This is a genomic window from Moraxella caviae, assembly GCF_002014985.1.
Lineage (GTDB): Bacteria > Pseudomonadota > Gammaproteobacteria > Pseudomonadales > Moraxellaceae > Moraxella > Moraxella caviae.
In genome coordinates, this window is the sequence record NZ_MUXU01000023.1 from 1 (window position 1) to 15,845 (window position 15,845).

A 15,845-nucleotide genomic window follows, 5' to 3' on the forward strand; every position below is an offset into this window, starting at 1 on the left:
TTTTGAAAATAGCCAAAATTTGTTCACAAACAGCAAACTCACCCACCCCAAGGAACACCCAACGGGCATTCCCCTATTAGGCTAATTTTTAAGGAAGATTCATGAAGCTACCTTCTTTTACCAACTCTAAGCTGTCTTTTGCCATCAAATCTGCCATCGCCACCACTGCGCTAGTCGCCATGTCTGTGCCAGCCGCCGCTGCACCGCAGGTTTACGGCCGTGTGTACATGACCATCACCAATGACGATGTCAAAACCGATTCCACCGCCCTACAAGACATCTATAAAGACGGCGAACTTGACAAAAAGGCAGGCGATGCTTGGACAACCAAAAGAGACCGTGCCACCATGGACGGCGGCAACCGCATTGGCGTGCGTGGGTCTGAGCCACTAAATGACAAGCTAGATTTGGAATATCAGCTGGAATACCGCCTGTACGCAGACAGCGACAACACTCGCAACTGGGAATCTCGCACCACTCGCCTATCACTCAACCACAAAGATTACGGTAAATTGAGCGCAGGTCGTCTTATCATGATTGACGATGAGATTGACTATGCGGATAAGACCTTTGGACTGCTGGATTCTGGCTATTTCCCATTCGCCTACGGGCCGGGCTGGGCGAACAACTCTTTCACCTACCACTCACCAACCATCAATAACACCACCTTTATGGCGATGTATGCGATGGACGAAGACAACGACACCGACCGCAATTTCACCACGTTTGTTGATGGCAAAAAGGTGAGAACCAGCCGTGATTTTGCTGGCATTGGCGCATTGTACGACACTGACAAGCTAAAACTTGGCGCAACTTACCTATACGCTGGCGATGAGTTTTCAACCACGCGTGCGATGGCGTCTTATAATGTAACGCCAAAGCTGAACACCGCCGTCATGCTGCAGCACACCGACTTTAACAGCGATGCCAATGAATTTGGCGTATCGCTTGGCACAAATTATAAGTTTGACGACAAGCTCTCAGGCTGGGTGCAGCTTGGCTATGCGGACAATTATGGCGGCTGGAAAGATGGTGAATCGCAATCGCTAAACGTTGGTGTGATGCGCTGGCTGGGCAAAACCACACGCGCATACGGCTATCTTGGCGCACGCAAAACCACCGACTTTAGCAATGATGGCGACATCAAAAACGTTACCAAATCCAAAGGTTTTGGTGTAAGTTTGCGTCATGATTTCTAAGTAAGTTTCTAAGCGAACTTCTAAGCAAACTGATGACTTGAGCGCTTGACGCTTACCAAAGCCGCTTGGCATTTTCTCCACATTCACGAGCGGCTTTTGGTTGTGGTTTTAGCTTTCTTTTAAGCACGAAAAAACGGTTTGCATGCGTGATTTTAATCGGCACGTCAAAGCCACGCTTTATCTTAAACTGACAGCAATTTTATTGCTTGCAGCGGTTTTATTCTTCGTAAAGATTTTTTATTGCAAAGGTTTTTATCATCAAAGTTGCGTTTTTAAAATCAAAGTTGCTTTTTTAAAATCACCCAAACTTAAAAAACCTTTGGCAAAGTTATGCTTATAAATTTAAATTGATATTTTGAATTTGGGTTTGTGAATTGAAATTTGCAAATTAAAGTTTGTGAGTTAAGTTTCACAAAATCGGTTTATAAATTGGTATTTGCAGTTGCGATTGCAGATTTTAAAACACCAAGCTGACTGGCAAATTCCATCAATTTGGCAAAATTTTTCAACACAAATGATTTGGCACTTCGCCAAACGCAGCACATAAGGATATTATCATGCGACATTTTAAACCCACTCACCTAGCACTCGCCCTTGGCGTTGGCGCACTTTTGACAGCGTGCGGCGGCAATGATGGCGCAAGCCAAATCAGCATTGACCCAAATACGCTGGCAGACGTGCAAACCGTTACCATCAATAACGGCACTGAGATTGAATCTGTAGACCCGCACAAAGTCTCTGGCGTGCCAGAAAGTAACGTCATTCGTCAAATGCTCGTGGGTCTGACCACCACGGACAGCGAAGGTAACACCATTGGCGGCATGGCGGAAAGCTGGGAGAGTCCTGATAATAAAATCTGGACGTTTAAGCTGCGTGATGCCAAATGGTCAAATGGCGATGCTGTAACGGCGCATGACTTTGTGTACAGTATGCAGCGTTTGGTAGACCCTGCCACTGCTTCACCTTATGCCACTTATCTTGAGACCGCTATGGTGTCAGGCGCAGCCGACATCATCGCAGGCAAGGCCGCCCCTAGCACGCTGGGTGTAAAAGCGCTGGACGATAAAACCCTAGAAGTAACGCTCAGCGAGCCTGTGCCGTATTTTCCAGACACGCTGATTCACTCATCAATGAAACCTGTACATAAAGCCACCGTAGAAGCACATGGCGATAAATGGACGCAAGCAGGCAACATCGTGGTGAACGGCGCTTACACTTTGGCAGAATGGCAAGTGAACAGCCACATCAAGCTAAAACGCAATGAAGCCTACTTTGCCAACGACAAAACCACCATCAACGAAATCACCATCTTGCCAAGCCCAGCGCAAACTGCGATTGACCGCTATAAGGCAGGCGAAGTGGACTTTGGCTATGAAATTCCGCCAGAGCAATTTGAAGCGCTCAAGCGTGATTTGGGCGAGCAAATCAAAACTGGCCCACGCCTATGCACCTATTATTACGAATTTAACACCAAAAAAGCACCGTTTGACAATCCAAAAGTGCGCAAGGCATTATCATTGGCGCTTGACCGTGATACCATCGTCAATCAAGTGCTGGCGCGCGGCGAAGAAGTGGCGTATCAATTCACCCCAACCGCCACTCAAGACAACCTACCATACACGCCAGAATGGAAATCTTGGGACAAAGCCAAGCGCATTGAAGAAGCCAAAAAACTTCTTGGCGAAGCAGGCTTTAACGAATCTAATCCGCTGAAATTTGAGCTACTTTATAACACACACGAAGGGCATAAAAAAGTCGCGGTGGCGGCAGCTGCACTTTGGAAAGAAGCACTTGGCGCAGTGGACGTAACGCTCACCAACCAAGAATGGAAAACTTACCTAGACTCACGCCAAAACGGCAACTTTGAAGTGGCGCGTGGCGGCTGGTGTGCGGATTATAACGAATCGTCATCGTTCCTAAACATCTTTATTTCAAACAACACCCAAAACTACGGCAAATACGCAAACCCTGCGTTTGACAGCATCATGAAACAAACCTTGACCGCTTCAACCACACCAGAAGCGCGCGCCAAGCTGTATCAAGACGCTGAAGCCCAGCTGGACGCAGATGCACCAAACATCTTTATCTATCACTATGTGGGCAACTTCATGGTTAAGCCGTACATCTTAGGCTTTAATAACAATGACCCAATGGAACACTGGCAAATCAAAGATTGGTCAATCGCCAAGCATTGATTTGTGATTGGGTAATTGGCTCTGACATCGCTTAGCGTGCCAGACTGCCCTTGGCAAACTCTTAGGCTTTGGTGAGATTCATCGCCAAAGCCTGTTTTTTCGTACGGCTCAAAAGCACTTTTAAAGGAATATACCATGCTCAAGCTCATTTTTCGCAGGCTGCTAGAAGCAATCCCTACCATGCTGCTGCTCATCACCATTTCGTTTTTTATGATGCGGCTTGCTCCCGGCAGTCCGTTTACAGGTGAACGCAGCTTGCCGCCTGCCGTGCTTGCCAATATTGAAGCCAAATACAATCTGAACGCACCCATTTGGGAGCAGTATTTTGGTTATTTGGCGCAGCTGGCAAAAGGTGATTTTGGGCCGTCTTTTAAATACAAAGACTACACCATCAATGAGCTTTTGGCGCAGTCCTTACCCGTATCGGTGGAGCTTGGGCTGTACGCCTTTATCATTGCGCTGATTTTTGGCGTGCTGTTTGGGGTGATTGCCGCACTCAAGCAAAACAGCGCTTTTGATTATATCTTGATGGGTTTTGCCATGACGGGCGTGGTGATTCCCAATTTTGTCAAAGCGCCGCTTTTGGTGCTGATTTTTGCCGTTACGCTAAAATGGCTGCCTGCTGGCGGCTGGAATGATGGCGCAGTGGCGAACTTGATCTTGCCTGTTACCGCCTTGGCGTTAGGCTATGTGTCCAGCATTTCACGCATCATGCGTGGCTCAATGATTGAAGTGATGAATAGCCCCTTTATTCGCACCGCACGTGCCAAAGGCTTGCCGACATCGCACATCGTTTTGCGTCATGCGCTGCGCCCTGCCATGCTGCCAGTCATCAGCTATCTTGGCCCTGCATTCGTGGGGATTATCACAGGCTCTATCGTGGTTGAGACCATTTTTGGCTTGCCGGGAATTGGGCAGCTGTTTGTTAATGGTGCGCTGAATCGTGATTATGGCTTGGTGCTGTCTTTGACGATTTTGGTTGGGGTTTTGACCATCTTTTTTAATGCTGTGGTGGACGTTTTGTATGCCGTCATCGATCCAAAAATTCGCTACTAAACGGATCGCTCACCCATCAAATAAAAGGAAATTTTTATGACGACAACAACTCAAATCACCAGCACCACCAATACCCACACCGACATCAAAGGCAGAAGCCTGTGGCAGGACGCATGGCGACGTTTTCGCCGCAATAAAGCTGCGCTAAGTAGCGGCGTGATTTTGCTGCTTATCACACTGTTTGTGCTGTTTGCGCCCATGCTTGCGCCTTATGGCTACGAACAAACCGACTGGGGCTACATGACAGGCGCACCAAACTTTGACAACAGCCACTTTTTTGGCACGGACAGCCTAGGGCGTGATTTATTAACACGCGCTGCTGTGGGCGGTCGCATTTCTTTGCTTGTGGGCGTGGCTGGCGCTTTGGTGGCGGTGGTTATCGGCACGATTTACGGTGCGGTTTCTGGCTATTTTGGCGGTAAAATTGACATGGTGATGATGCGTTTTTTGGAAATTTTAAGCGCCTTTCCTTTCATGTTTTTTGTGATTTTGCTGGTAACTTTATTCGGTCGCAATCTGATTTTGATTTTTGTGGCAATCGGTATGGTGTCGTGGCTTGACGTGGCGCGTATCGTGCGTGGGCAGACACTTAGTCTAAAGAAAAAAGAATTTATTGAAGCGGCGCACGTTGGCGGCGTATCCAGCCTAAAAATCGTTACTCGCCACATCGTGCCAAACGTGCTGGGCGTGGTCGTGGTTTATGCGTCTTTGCTGGTGCCGAGCATGATTTTGTTTGAATCGTTTTTAAGTTTTCTAGGCTTGGGCGTCCAAGAGCCGATGACCAGCTGGGGCGCAATGCTGCAAGACGGCACGCAAACCATGCAAATCGCACCGTGGATTTTGCTTGTGCCAGCGGTGTTTTTGGTGATTACGCTGTTTTGTTTTAATTTCATTGGCGATGGTCTAAGAGACGCACTTGACCCAAAAGACCGCTGATTGACAAGCTGATTTCAAATACAACAAATAAGGAAATTTTATGTCCACCCCGCTATTACAAGTCAAAGATTTGCAAGTCAAATTTCACACCGAAGACGGCATTGTTACCGCTGTCAATAATCTTAATTTTCGTCTGCACCAAGGCGAGACGCTTGGCATTGTGGGCGAATCTGGCTCTGGCAAATCGCAAACCGCCTTTTCTATGATGGGCTTGCTTGCCAAAAATGGCGTGGCGTCAGGCTCTATCAATTTTGACGGCAAAGAGCTGATTGGTATGCCCACCAAAGAGCTAAATAAGCTGCGTTCTCAAGAAATCGCCATGATTTTTCAAGACCCGATGACCAGCTTAAATCCTTATATGAAAGTGTCTGACCAGCTGGCAGAAGTGCTGATTTTACACAAAGGCATGAGTAAAAAAGCCGCCATCAATGAAGCCATCAATATGCTGGATGCGGTCAAAATCCCTGAAGCCAAAAAGCGCATACATATGTATCCGCACGAATTTTCTGGCGGTATGCGTCAGCGCGTGGTGATTGCGATGGCGCTTTTATGCCGTCCACGCTTGCTGATTGCCGATGAGCCGACCACCGCCCTTGATGTTACCGTACAAGCGCAAATCATGACGCTGCTTGGCGAGCTAAAACAAGATTTTAACACTAGCATCATCATGATTACGCACGATTTGGGTGTGGTGGCTGGCATTTGTGATCGTGTGCTGGTGATGTATGCTGGGCGCACGATGGCGTACGGCCCTACTGATGAGATTTTTTATCACCCCACGCACCCTTATACCATCGGGCTTTTGGGCGCAATGCCACGCTTGGATTGCGATGTAGAGACACTGCACACCATCGCAGGCAATCCGCCAAATTTGCTGAATTTACCAGCAGGCTGCCCATTTCAAGAACGCTGCGATAAAGTCATGGATATTTGCCGCCACACGCCGCCTGAGCTGATATTTTTGCCCAACGAACGCCAGCGCGCCTGCCATTGGGAGCATGAATATCACAAACAAAGCACACAAGGAGAGAGCGCATGACCCCATTACTTCGTGTTACCGATGTGCAAGTGAGCTTTGACATCAAAAAAGACGGTGCGTGGTTTTGGCAAAAACCAGCCAGCCTAAAGGCGGTTGGCGGTGTGTCGTTCACGCTAAACGCTGGCGAAACCTTGGGCGTGGTGGGTGAATCTGGCTGCGGTAAGTCCACCTTGGCAAGGGTGATTATCGGCTTGGTGGCGGCAAAATCTGGCAGTATTTTATTTGAAGGCAAAGAACTCATCGGTGCAGATAAAGCCACCATGCGCCTAGTGCGCCAAGACATTCAGATGATTTTTCAAGACCCTTTAGCAAGCCTAAACCCACGCATGACGGTGGGCGAGATTATCGCTGAGCCTTTGCGCACGCACCACCCAAAACTTAGCAACCAAGAAATAGAAATGCGCGTCAAAGAAATGATGGTGAAAGTTGGCTTGCTTGCCAATCAAATCAACCGCTATCCGCATGAATTTTCTGGCGGTCAATGCCAGCGAATCGGCATTGCGCGTGCGCTGATTTTGCGCCCAAAACTCATCATCTGCGATGAGCCTGTGTCCGCGCTTGACGTTTCTATCCAAGCACAAGTGATCAACCTACTCAAAGAAGTGCAAAAAGAGATGGGTTTGGCGTTGATTTTTATTGCGCATGATTTGTCGGTCGTCAAGCACATTTCTGATCGTGTGATGGTGATGTATTTGGGCAATGCGGTGGAAATCGGCACAGATAAAGCCTTGTACGGCAAGCCTGCACATCCTTACACGCGCGCCTTGATGTCCGCCATTCCCATTCCCGACCCCAATCTTGAGCGGAATAAAAAGATTGAGCTTTTGGCGGGTGATTTGCCAAGTCCCATCAACCCACCATCAGGCTGCGTGTTTCGCACGCGCTGCCCACAAGCCCAAAGCGACTGCGCCCAAACCAAGCCCACACTGCAAGGCGATGACACACATTCAGTGGCGTGCTTGCACAGTCAAGTTTAAATCTTTGGGCTTTAAAAAAGCATAAATTCATCGCTTGAATTTATGCTTTTTCTTTTCGCTGCGCCAATAAAGCCGCTACAGCACCAGCTCTCTTTTTGAACTCACTTCAATGCGCTCATTCGTCATAGGGTCGGTAAACGCCAAAAACTTGGCAAGCAGCTGCAGCGGCTGACTAAAATCATCTGCTGCCTTATGCGCCACCACAGGATAAAACGGGTCGTTTTTAATCGGTGCGCCAAGGTGATTTAAATGCACACGCAGCTGGTGCAGCTTGCCAGTCGTAGGGCGTAGCACATATTTCGCCCAGCCGCCTTTCACCGCCAGCACGTCAATGTTGGTGTGCGTATTTGGCGGCAAATCATGCGCCACTTGCATGGTATAAAAAGGCTCGCCACGCACCAAATGCAGCGACACATCACAAGGAAATTTGCCACCATCAAACGGTGCAATCGCATGATAAATTTTTTGTAACTTGCTGTTTTTTATGGTGTTTTTTTCTGACAAATCTTGACTACTGTTTTCACGAAACATCGCTTGATACACATCTCGCACCGCCAGATTTTTAGTAAAAATCACAAGCCCTGCCGTCTCTTTATCAAGCCGATGCACAGGACTGAGCGCTTCGTTATTAAAATCACGCTTCAGCCGAGTTAAGAGCGTCTGCTGCACATAATTGCCCGCTGGCGACACCGTCAAAAAATGCGGTTTATCCACGATGATGATATTTTCATTTTCAAATAAAACTTCATAATCAAACGGCACGACCACTTCATTTTCCACAAAGCGATAATAAAACACCGTCATGCCTGCCTGACACACGTCAGCCACACCCAAAGCCTTGCCGTCTTGAGAAAATATTTGCCCATCAGCAAATCTTTGCCGCCACGCATTTGGCGAAATGTGGGCAAATTTTTCACAAAAATACGCATACACCGTCTGATTTTGGGCAAGTTTTGGCAAGACAATCTTACTTGCCGACACGCCATCTATCATGGGTGGCTTAAAAGATTTATCCAAAAAATTCTTATTATTCAAAAAGTTGCCTTTCTTATTTGAATTTCACTCATAAAAAATGCTATGATGACAATCTCTAATCACAAACACAGCCATTTTTATTTTTAACACAGCCCATTTATCATGACAGCCGCCCACACTGCAGACGATTTTACGCACCTTTGCAGTCAGCACAGCACCATCAAGCACGATTTTACGTCAGACACACCGCTCATCATTGGCGTTGATGAAGTGGGTCGTGGCTCATTATTTGGGCAAATGACGGTGGCAGCGGTGATTTTGCCTGCTGATATTTCTGGCGAGTTTGATAAGATAAACTTAACAAATACCGCCCTTTCGCCCTTAAACGACAGCAAAAAACTCAGCCCAAAAAAGCGAGATTTACTCTTTGACGTCATCAGCCAAATCAGCCTAAGCCACGTCATCGTTGATGTGCCAGCCAGCGTGATTGACGCCATCAACATCTACCAAGCCACGCTTTTGGGTATGCGCCTTGCGATTGAGCGCTTGCTGGCAGCGCACACCACCACACAAACCGCCCCACAAATTCTTATAGACGGCAACGCTACACCCATCTTATCGGCAAACTTTTACGCTCATCAGCCGCACATCCGCACCATCATCAAAGGCGATGGCGTGCATAGCAGCATCGCTGCCGCCAGTATTTTGGCGAAGGTACACCGAGACCGAAGCATGATTGAATTTGCCAAGCAATACCCAAAATACCACCTAGACAAACACAAAGGCTATGCCAGCGCGGCGCACACCCACGCCATCAAGACACTGGGCATTTTACCTGAGCACCGCAAAACTTTTAGCCCCATGAAAGATATGCTGGCGCAAGGCGAGCTGTTCAGCTGACATCCTTTGGCTTAGCCTGACACTTTTTGACTTAGCCTGACACCCTGTTAGCTTCATTTCGGCGCAGTTCAGCCAAATCATTCATCAATTTTTTAGCCATTTAATCCAAATATTAAAAACGGCAGACCTATCTCTGCCGTTTTACCGATTGTCAGATTATGCGCTTGTCAGTTTGTACGCTAGTCTAAAATTTAGCCAAACAGCCTAAAAAGCTAAGCGCAAATCCCACAATCAGCGTTTTTTATTACGCTTTTTAAACTCAGCAATGCGCTTTTTCTCACGCATTTTTTTGGCTTTGTTTTTGATGACAGGGTTTTTCTTGCCTTCGTATGGGTTGGCATTTTGCTTAAATTCAACGTGCAGCGGCGTGCCTTCCAGTTTAAACACATCACGATACACGTTTTCAAGATAACGCTGATAGCTCTTTGGCAAGGCGGAAGTTTGGTTGCCGTGAATGACAATCACAGGCGGATTATGCCCGCCCAAATGCGCATAACGCAGCTTGATACGGCGACCGCCAACCATCGGCGGCTGGTGCGCTTCCACCGCGTCTTGTAAAATTTGCGTCAAGCGAGACGTAGACACCTTAAACATGGACGCATCGTACGCCTTATGAATGGACGGGTATAAATTGCCCACGCCATTGCCATAAAGTGCTGAAATCAAATGAATTTTTACCCAAGGTACAAAATTAAAACGTCGCTCAATTTCAATTTTTACGATGTCTTTTTGTTCACTGGACAAATTATCCCATTTGTTAATAGCAATCACAATCGCGCGCCCAGCGTCCAGCGCATAGCCCAGCATGTGCAAATCTTGATCCACAATGCCTTCGTGTGCGTCAATCACCACCACGACAACGTTCGCATCTTTGATGGCTTGCAAGGTTTTGATGACCGAAAATTTCTCCACTTTTTCATCAATGCGCCCACGTCTGCGCACGCCTGCAGTGTCAATCAGCGTGTAATTTCGCCCTTCTCGCTCAAACGGAATGTAAATGCTGTCGCGCGTTGTCCCCGGCATATCGTACACCACCACACGCTCTTCGCCCAGCAGGCGGTTCACCAGTGTGGATTTACCCACATTTGGTCTGCCGATGATGGCAAGTTTTAGCCCCTTGTCCTGCGTTTCATCGCTTGGCTCATCTTCTGGCATATCAGCGGTCAGCACTTCAAGCAAATTATTCACACCCTTGCCATGACTTGCCGCCATTGGCAGTGGCTCGCCAAAACCCATGGCAAAAAATTCTGCCGCAGACGCTTCATGCACGCCGTCCATCTTATTTGCCACCAAAAACACAGGCTTGCCCAGCGTGTGCAAAAAGCGCGCAATCTCTTCGTCCGAACCAATCATGCCAGAGCGTGCGTCCACCACAAACACCACGATGTCCGCTTCATGAATGGCGGTATAAGATTGGGTCGCCATGTAATCATCAATGCTGCCAAGCCCGTCGTCCGCTTCGCCAATGCCGCCCGTATCCACGACAATGAACGACTTATTTTCATAGCTGGCATCGCCATATTGACGGTCGCGCGTCAGCCCTGCCATATCCGCCACGAGTGCTTGGCGAGATTTGGTAAGCTGATTAAACAAGGTGGATTTGCCCACGTTTGGTCTGCCAATCAAGGCGACAACTGGTTTGATGTTCATAAGATTTAAATAAAATTTACTGTAACTTTAAGCCAACTAAGTCATGCGCTGCAGACTGCTTTCACATTTAGCGCACAACGCACAACAAATAAAAACGATAAAATCCCTTACCGCACCACACGCCAAAAAAACGCTTTGCGGCAAAGGATTGCACCAATCAGCGAACGCTCATCGCACGCCGATTGGGAATTTCAAAACTAAATTTCAAAGATATTTTACAATAGCAATGGCAATGACAATTTAAAACTGCCAAACGCTCACCACGCCTGTTGCACTTTGAGCGTACAGACGATTGCCGATGGTTTGTAGACTGGTCAATGCGCCTTTGGTGTTACTACGGCTCACGATTTTACCTGCACTGTCAAACACATGAACCACGCCGTCCAAATCGCCCACTGCCAGACGCTCGCCCACTGCCACAGGATTGGTCAATTTGCGGTGCTTAAGTGCGTCATTTTCCCACAGTTTTTCGCCTGTTACACGGTGAAATGCTGTCAATTTACCATCGGTGCTTGCCACCACAACCGCATCACCAAGCACGGCAGGCGATTTGGCGCTGGCAACATCACCAATCACAAACATGGTGCGTCCTGTCGCCATATCAAAGCCAGCAAACTGACCGCTATAGCTTGTTACATACAAATGACTGCCCACCACCAAAGGCGTGCCGTCCACGTCATGCAAACGCTCCACTGCGCTGCCGCCTGTGGCAAGTCCCACACGGCGTGTCCATAGCGGCGTACCTGTGCTTGGGTTTAGCGCATGGATTCGCCCATCTGCCGTGCCAAACAGCGCCGTGGTACGATCAAGCCCCAAAGGTCTGGCTGCGCCACGCACGCTGATGTCTGTGGTTTGGGTATTAAACTGCCACACTTTATCGCCAGTGTTTAAATCTAAGCCGTACAAAACGTTGTCATTGCCAGACAGCAACACACGATTGCCGCTGATCAGCGCAGGCGTTAGGCTTGCGGTAGATAAATCACTTTGCCAGCGCAGCGCACCAGTTGCAGCGTCCAAGGCGCTCACTTTGCCAGCGCGCGTACCCACGATGACGACACCGCTGTCAGCGTCTGCCGCCACACCACTGGTGATTGAGCCGCCCACGTCTGTCGTCCATAGCACATTGCCATTTTTATAAGCGCTCACCACACCGCCACGGCTGCCTGCAATCAGTACATCGCCAAGCGCTGCCACTTGCAAATCCACCACATCTTTAGAGCTTGCACGATTGCCTTTGATCCAGCGACCTTGCTCCAAAGACGTGCTAAATACAGGGCTTAGCACCGCCACAGGTTCGGCGATTTGTACCAATTTGGCTGGTTTTTTCGGCTCCGCTTTAATGCCTTTACCGCAGCCTGTTACCGCCACCGCAGCCAATACCGCAACTAAAGCCGTGCTTAAAAAACGTGTACGCATGATGTTATCCTTTATTGTTGTAAATCTTTTGGCAGCCAATCAAGCCATGTGATTGATGTTTTGTTCATGTTTGTTTGTAACTTACTCATTGACCCGAATCATTGGCAAATCACTGATGACTTGCCATCAAGCAAAGTAAATCACCAGCAAGTGATTGGCAAATTATCAAAAAAACCATCAGCAAAATTGGCAAAACAAACGCATTATAAACCAATCTTAACGTGCAAACATCAATCACTCGTTGCCATTTTGTGCGTTTTGTGTTGCTTATGCGCTCAAGGCTGGCTTACGGTGTCGCTCTCAGTATCGCTGCCTGCGTCTTGGGCTGGCTCTTCAGCTTGTGCGCCTTGTGCTTCGGCAGTTTGCAGTGCGGCAATGTCATCGGCATTCACCGCCATCGGCTCTGCCACCACTTGCGCAGTTTCAATCGGCGTTACGTCCATGCCCAGCGCCTGCATTTTTAGGCTTAGCAAGGCACGATTTTCACCACGCTCGCTCAAGACTTTCCAAGCGCTTTCATAGGCAGCTTTGGCATTATCCAGCTCATTTTTGGCAACATACACATCGCCCAAAACTTCTTGGCGAGACGCTTCAAAGGCTTGTGGCAACACAGTGTTTGCTGTATTTAGCGCACCGTCCACATCGCCATTGGCAAGCAAAAGCTGCGCCAAACGCACATTGGCAATCGCCGCCAAGCCTTCATCATCAAGGTCAATGCCCTGCGCCTGCTTAACCGTGTCAATCGCTGCCGCATAATCGCCATGCTCAGACAGATGGCGCGCCTTAATCATCAAAGCCTGCCACGCATACACGGTGTCGCCATGCTCTGCCACAAGTTTATCAATATCCGCCAGCAAACTTTGCTCTTCTTTGGCAAGTGCTTCTTTGGCGGCGGCATCCAAATCAGGATTTTGCTCGCCAAGCATCAAAGCGTCATTACGCTCGGCAATCAGCGTATAAGCGTCTGCCGCCACCGTGTCAATTTTGGCATAATTTTTTTGATAAAATTGCCACGCAAAATAGGCAAGCAGCACCGCCACAATCGCCCAAACGATTTTTTCGCCGTGCTGTTTTAGCGCAGCCATTGCTTGCTTGTTGTCATTTACCGCAGGTTCTGTCATGGTGTGCCTTTAAGAATTTCAATAAAATAAGTTAAACGCTCAATTATGCAACATTTCGCCCCATAAAAGCAAATATTAAACGCAAGTTTGGCGAAATTTTATCAATTTTTCGCACTTTTTGGGCGTTTTTGGGCGTTTTGGTGTGTTTTTGCCAAATTTTGCTTAAAGTTGCCAATTAAAAGCCAGCAAACGCAAACTTATCCAATCAGCCAAATCAAGCAATCATCACAACATCAAACCGCAAAATCAAAAGCCGTCATCGCCTGCGTGCTTTGCTCGCCTGTTGCCATGGTTTTTACGCTCACCACGCCATTTGCCACTTCGTCCGCACCGATAATGACGGTGAATGCCGCACCTGATTTATCCGCCTTTTTCATTTGCGATTTTAGCCCCGTGGCAGACGCCATTTTCACACGCAGCGTTGGTCGATTTTTACGCAAATTGTCCGCATACAGCACCGCTTGGGTGTACACATCAGGGCTTGCCACCACAAAGACATCGCAGTCGCTCGTTTTGGCAACTGGATTAATCTCTTCAAGCAAAAGCATCAAACGCTCAAGCCCCATCGCAAAGCCCACCGCAGGCTCAGACTGCTCAGGCTTACCTTTGATGATACCCACCAGCCCATCGTAGCGTCCGCCACCGCACACGGTGGCTTGGCTGCCTAGCTTGTCCGTTACCCATTCAAAGACAGTTTTGTTGTAATAATCCAGCCCACGCACCAATTTGTCGTTCAACTCAAATTCAATGCCTAGCACTTGCAAATAGGCTTGTAGCTGAGCAAAGTGCGCTTGGCTGTCTTCGCCCAAAAACTCGCTTAGCTTTGGTGCGTTTTGTAAAATCGCCTGCGTGTTTTCGTCCTTGCTGTCCAAAATGCGCAAAGGATTGGTGCTAAGTCTGCGCTGGCTGTCTTCATCAAGTGCGTCAAAATGCGCGGTCAAATACGCCACCAGCGCTTCTTTGTACGCCTTGCGCTCGTGCGCTTCGCCTAGGGTGTTTAGCTGTAATTTGACGTGCTTATCAATGCCAAGCACCTGCCACATCGCAGCCGTCATGGCAATCAGCTCAGCGTCTGCGTCTGGCAATTCACTGCCAAAACTCTCCACGCCAAGCTGCGTAAACTGACGATAACGCCCTTTTTGCGGACGCTCATAACGAAACATCGGCCCAATGTACCAAAGTTTTGGCGTATCGCCGCGTGTCAAATTATGCTCAACCAATGCTCGCACGCAGCCAGCCGTACCTTCTGGACGCAGCGCATAGGCTTGTCCGCTGTCGGCTTTGTCAGGGTTATTGTTGGCAACGCTGAACATCTCTTTTTCTACGATGTCCGTTGCCGCACCCACGCCGCGCGCAAAAAGCTGCGTTTCTTCCACAAGCGGCAGACGAATTTGGCTAAAGCCATAGCCGTCAAGCACGCCAATCAAACGATTTTCCATCGCGCGCCACGCCTGAGTTTCGCTTGGCAATACGTCATTAAAGCCACGAATGGCGGTGATTTTACTCATTGTATTATCCTAAATGGTTTTATAAAACTTTGTTTTTTAAATGAATATTTAGCTCGTCAGCCGAAAGAATTTTATCAAATTCACCCTTAAATCGGTTTGGATTATCCACGTCAAAATCGGTAATGGTTTTTAAAAATTGCGCAAAATTTGGGTTTTTGTTTGCCAATTCATCAACCACAGAATAATCCATGTTTTCTTTAAATTTCGCTGGCGATAAAATTTTGCTTTGACTTACGTCTTGAATATTTAGTTCAATAATGCCAATGCCAAAACTTTGGCTCAGTTTTTGCAACGCTTCAATAAATTGGTTGTCTTGGCGAATATCCACCGCTACCAAATAGCCTTCATTCGCCCAGCTAGAATTACTCACCGCCTGAAAAAAGCTTTCTTTATAATTTGAAAAGCTCAATTCTTTTTTCAGCTCAAATGAAAAAATTTTGGGGCTGTACTAGAATAACAACCATGTTATACTAGTTTTATGAAGATAACCCATTGTAAACTAAGTAAAAAAGTTCAAAAAAGACTGCTTGAATTTTTTGTACTCGAAGTTACTGCTAGAAGTGCAGCTGATTTACTGGGTATTCACCCTAATTCAGCAGCCCTTTTTTACCACAAAATCCGCCTTGTGATAGAATATCACTTAGCTCTTGAAGCCAACACTGTTTTTGACGGTGAAGTAGAGCTTGATGAAAGTTACTTCGGCGGTATTCGTAAAGGCAAACGTGGTCGTGGTGCAGCTGGTAAAACTGCTGTATTTGGTTTATTAAAACGCAATGATAAAGTTTACACTGTTGTTGTTAAAGATACTAAGACAAATACACTAATGCCAATTATCACAAGTAAAATCAAGCCTGATAGCATTGTCTACACAGA

14 protein-coding genes are annotated in these 15,845 nt (G+C 47.6%); 8 read left to right on the forward strand and 6 right to left on the reverse strand.

Features of this window, described 5'->3' with window-relative positions:
- The first annotated feature begins 101 nt into the window (after positions 1–101).
- The 6 genes from B0181_RS03460 to oppF all read left to right on the forward strand — a co-directional run bounded on the left by B0181_RS03460 (position 102) and on the right by oppF (position 7,402).
- A complete protein-coding gene (locus B0181_RS03460; protein WP_078276100.1) occupies positions 102–1,199 on the forward strand; it encodes a porin in 1,098 nt (365 codons plus the stop codon).
- 557 nt (positions 1,200–1,756) lie between these two features.
- Positions 1,757–3,394, forward strand: a complete 1,638-nt coding sequence (locus B0181_RS03470) for an ABC transporter substrate-binding protein (protein ID WP_078276102.1) — start codon at positions 1,757–1,759, stop codon at positions 3,392–3,394.
- Positions 3,395–3,529: 135 nt separating this feature from the next.
- Entirely contained in the window at positions 3,530–4,450 is a 921-nt protein-coding gene (oppB, locus tag B0181_RS03475) for an oligopeptide ABC transporter permease OppB (RefSeq protein ID WP_078276103.1), read from the forward strand.
- Positions 4,451–4,486: 36 nt separating this feature from the next.
- Complete coding sequence (gene oppC, locus B0181_RS03480; protein WP_078276104.1) at positions 4,487–5,386, forward strand: oligopeptide ABC transporter permease OppC; 900 nt, start codon at positions 4,487–4,489, stop codon at positions 5,384–5,386.
- Positions 5,387–5,426: 40 nt separating this feature from the next.
- On the forward strand, positions 5,427–6,425 hold the full coding sequence (gene oppD, locus B0181_RS03485; RefSeq protein WP_078276105.1) for an oligopeptide ABC transporter ATP-binding protein OppD: 999 nt from the start codon (positions 5,427–5,429) through the stop codon (positions 6,423–6,425).
- A complete protein-coding gene (oppF, locus tag B0181_RS03490) occupies positions 6,422–7,402 on the forward strand; it encodes a murein tripeptide/oligopeptide ABC transporter ATP binding protein OppF (RefSeq protein ID WP_078276106.1) in 981 nt (326 codons plus the stop codon). Before oppD ends, oppF begins: the two co-directional genes overlap by 4 nt.
- Before the next feature lie 75 nt (positions 7,403–7,477).
- Here the strand turns inward: oppF and B0181_RS03495 are convergent, their stop codons facing one another.
- Positions 7,478–8,395 (reverse strand): pseudouridine synthase, encoded by a 918-nt coding sequence (locus tag B0181_RS03495; protein WP_078276112.1) that lies wholly within the window; start codon positions 8,393–8,395, stop codon positions 7,478–7,480.
- Positions 8,396–8,539: 144 nt separating this feature from the next.
- Between B0181_RS03495 and B0181_RS03500 the strand changes: the two genes are divergently transcribed.
- Positions 8,540–9,277, forward strand: a complete 738-nt coding sequence (locus B0181_RS03500; RefSeq protein ID WP_078276107.1) for a ribonuclease HII — start codon at positions 8,540–8,542, stop codon at positions 9,275–9,277.
- A gap of 231 nt (positions 9,278–9,508) precedes the next feature.
- Here the strand turns inward: B0181_RS03500 and der are convergent, their stop codons facing one another.
- The 5 genes from der to B0181_RS03525 form a co-directional block, all read right to left on the reverse strand.
- Positions 9,509–10,927, reverse strand: coding sequence for a ribosome biogenesis GTPase Der (der, locus tag B0181_RS03505; protein ID WP_078276108.1), 1,419 nt, complete (start codon positions 10,925–10,927; stop codon positions 9,509–9,511).
- Between the two features lie 240 nt (positions 10,928–11,167).
- Positions 11,168–12,343 (reverse strand): outer membrane protein assembly factor BamB, encoded by a 1,176-nt coding sequence (gene bamB / locus B0181_RS03510; RefSeq protein WP_078276109.1) that lies wholly within the window; start codon positions 12,341–12,343, stop codon positions 11,168–11,170.
- A gap of 275 nt (positions 12,344–12,618) precedes the next feature.
- A complete protein-coding gene (locus tag B0181_RS03515; protein ID WP_078276110.1) occupies positions 12,619–13,464 on the reverse strand; it encodes a YfgM family protein in 846 nt (281 codons plus the stop codon).
- 233 nt (positions 13,465–13,697) lie between these two features.
- On the reverse strand, positions 13,698–14,972 hold the full coding sequence (gene hisS / locus B0181_RS03520) for a histidine--tRNA ligase (RefSeq protein ID WP_078276111.1): 1,275 nt from the start codon (positions 14,970–14,972) through the stop codon (positions 13,698–13,700).
- A gap of 19 nt (positions 14,973–14,991) precedes the next feature.
- A complete protein-coding gene (locus B0181_RS03525) occupies positions 14,992–15,342 on the reverse strand; it encodes a hypothetical protein (protein WP_242620134.1) in 351 nt (116 codons plus the stop codon).
- A 108-nt stretch (positions 15,343–15,450) separates the two neighbouring features.
- Here B0181_RS03525 and B0181_RS03530 point away from each other — a divergent pair.
- On the forward strand, positions 15,451–15,845 hold a 395-nt coding region (locus B0181_RS03530), incomplete at its 3' end, for an IS1595 family transposase (RefSeq protein ID WP_143821559.1).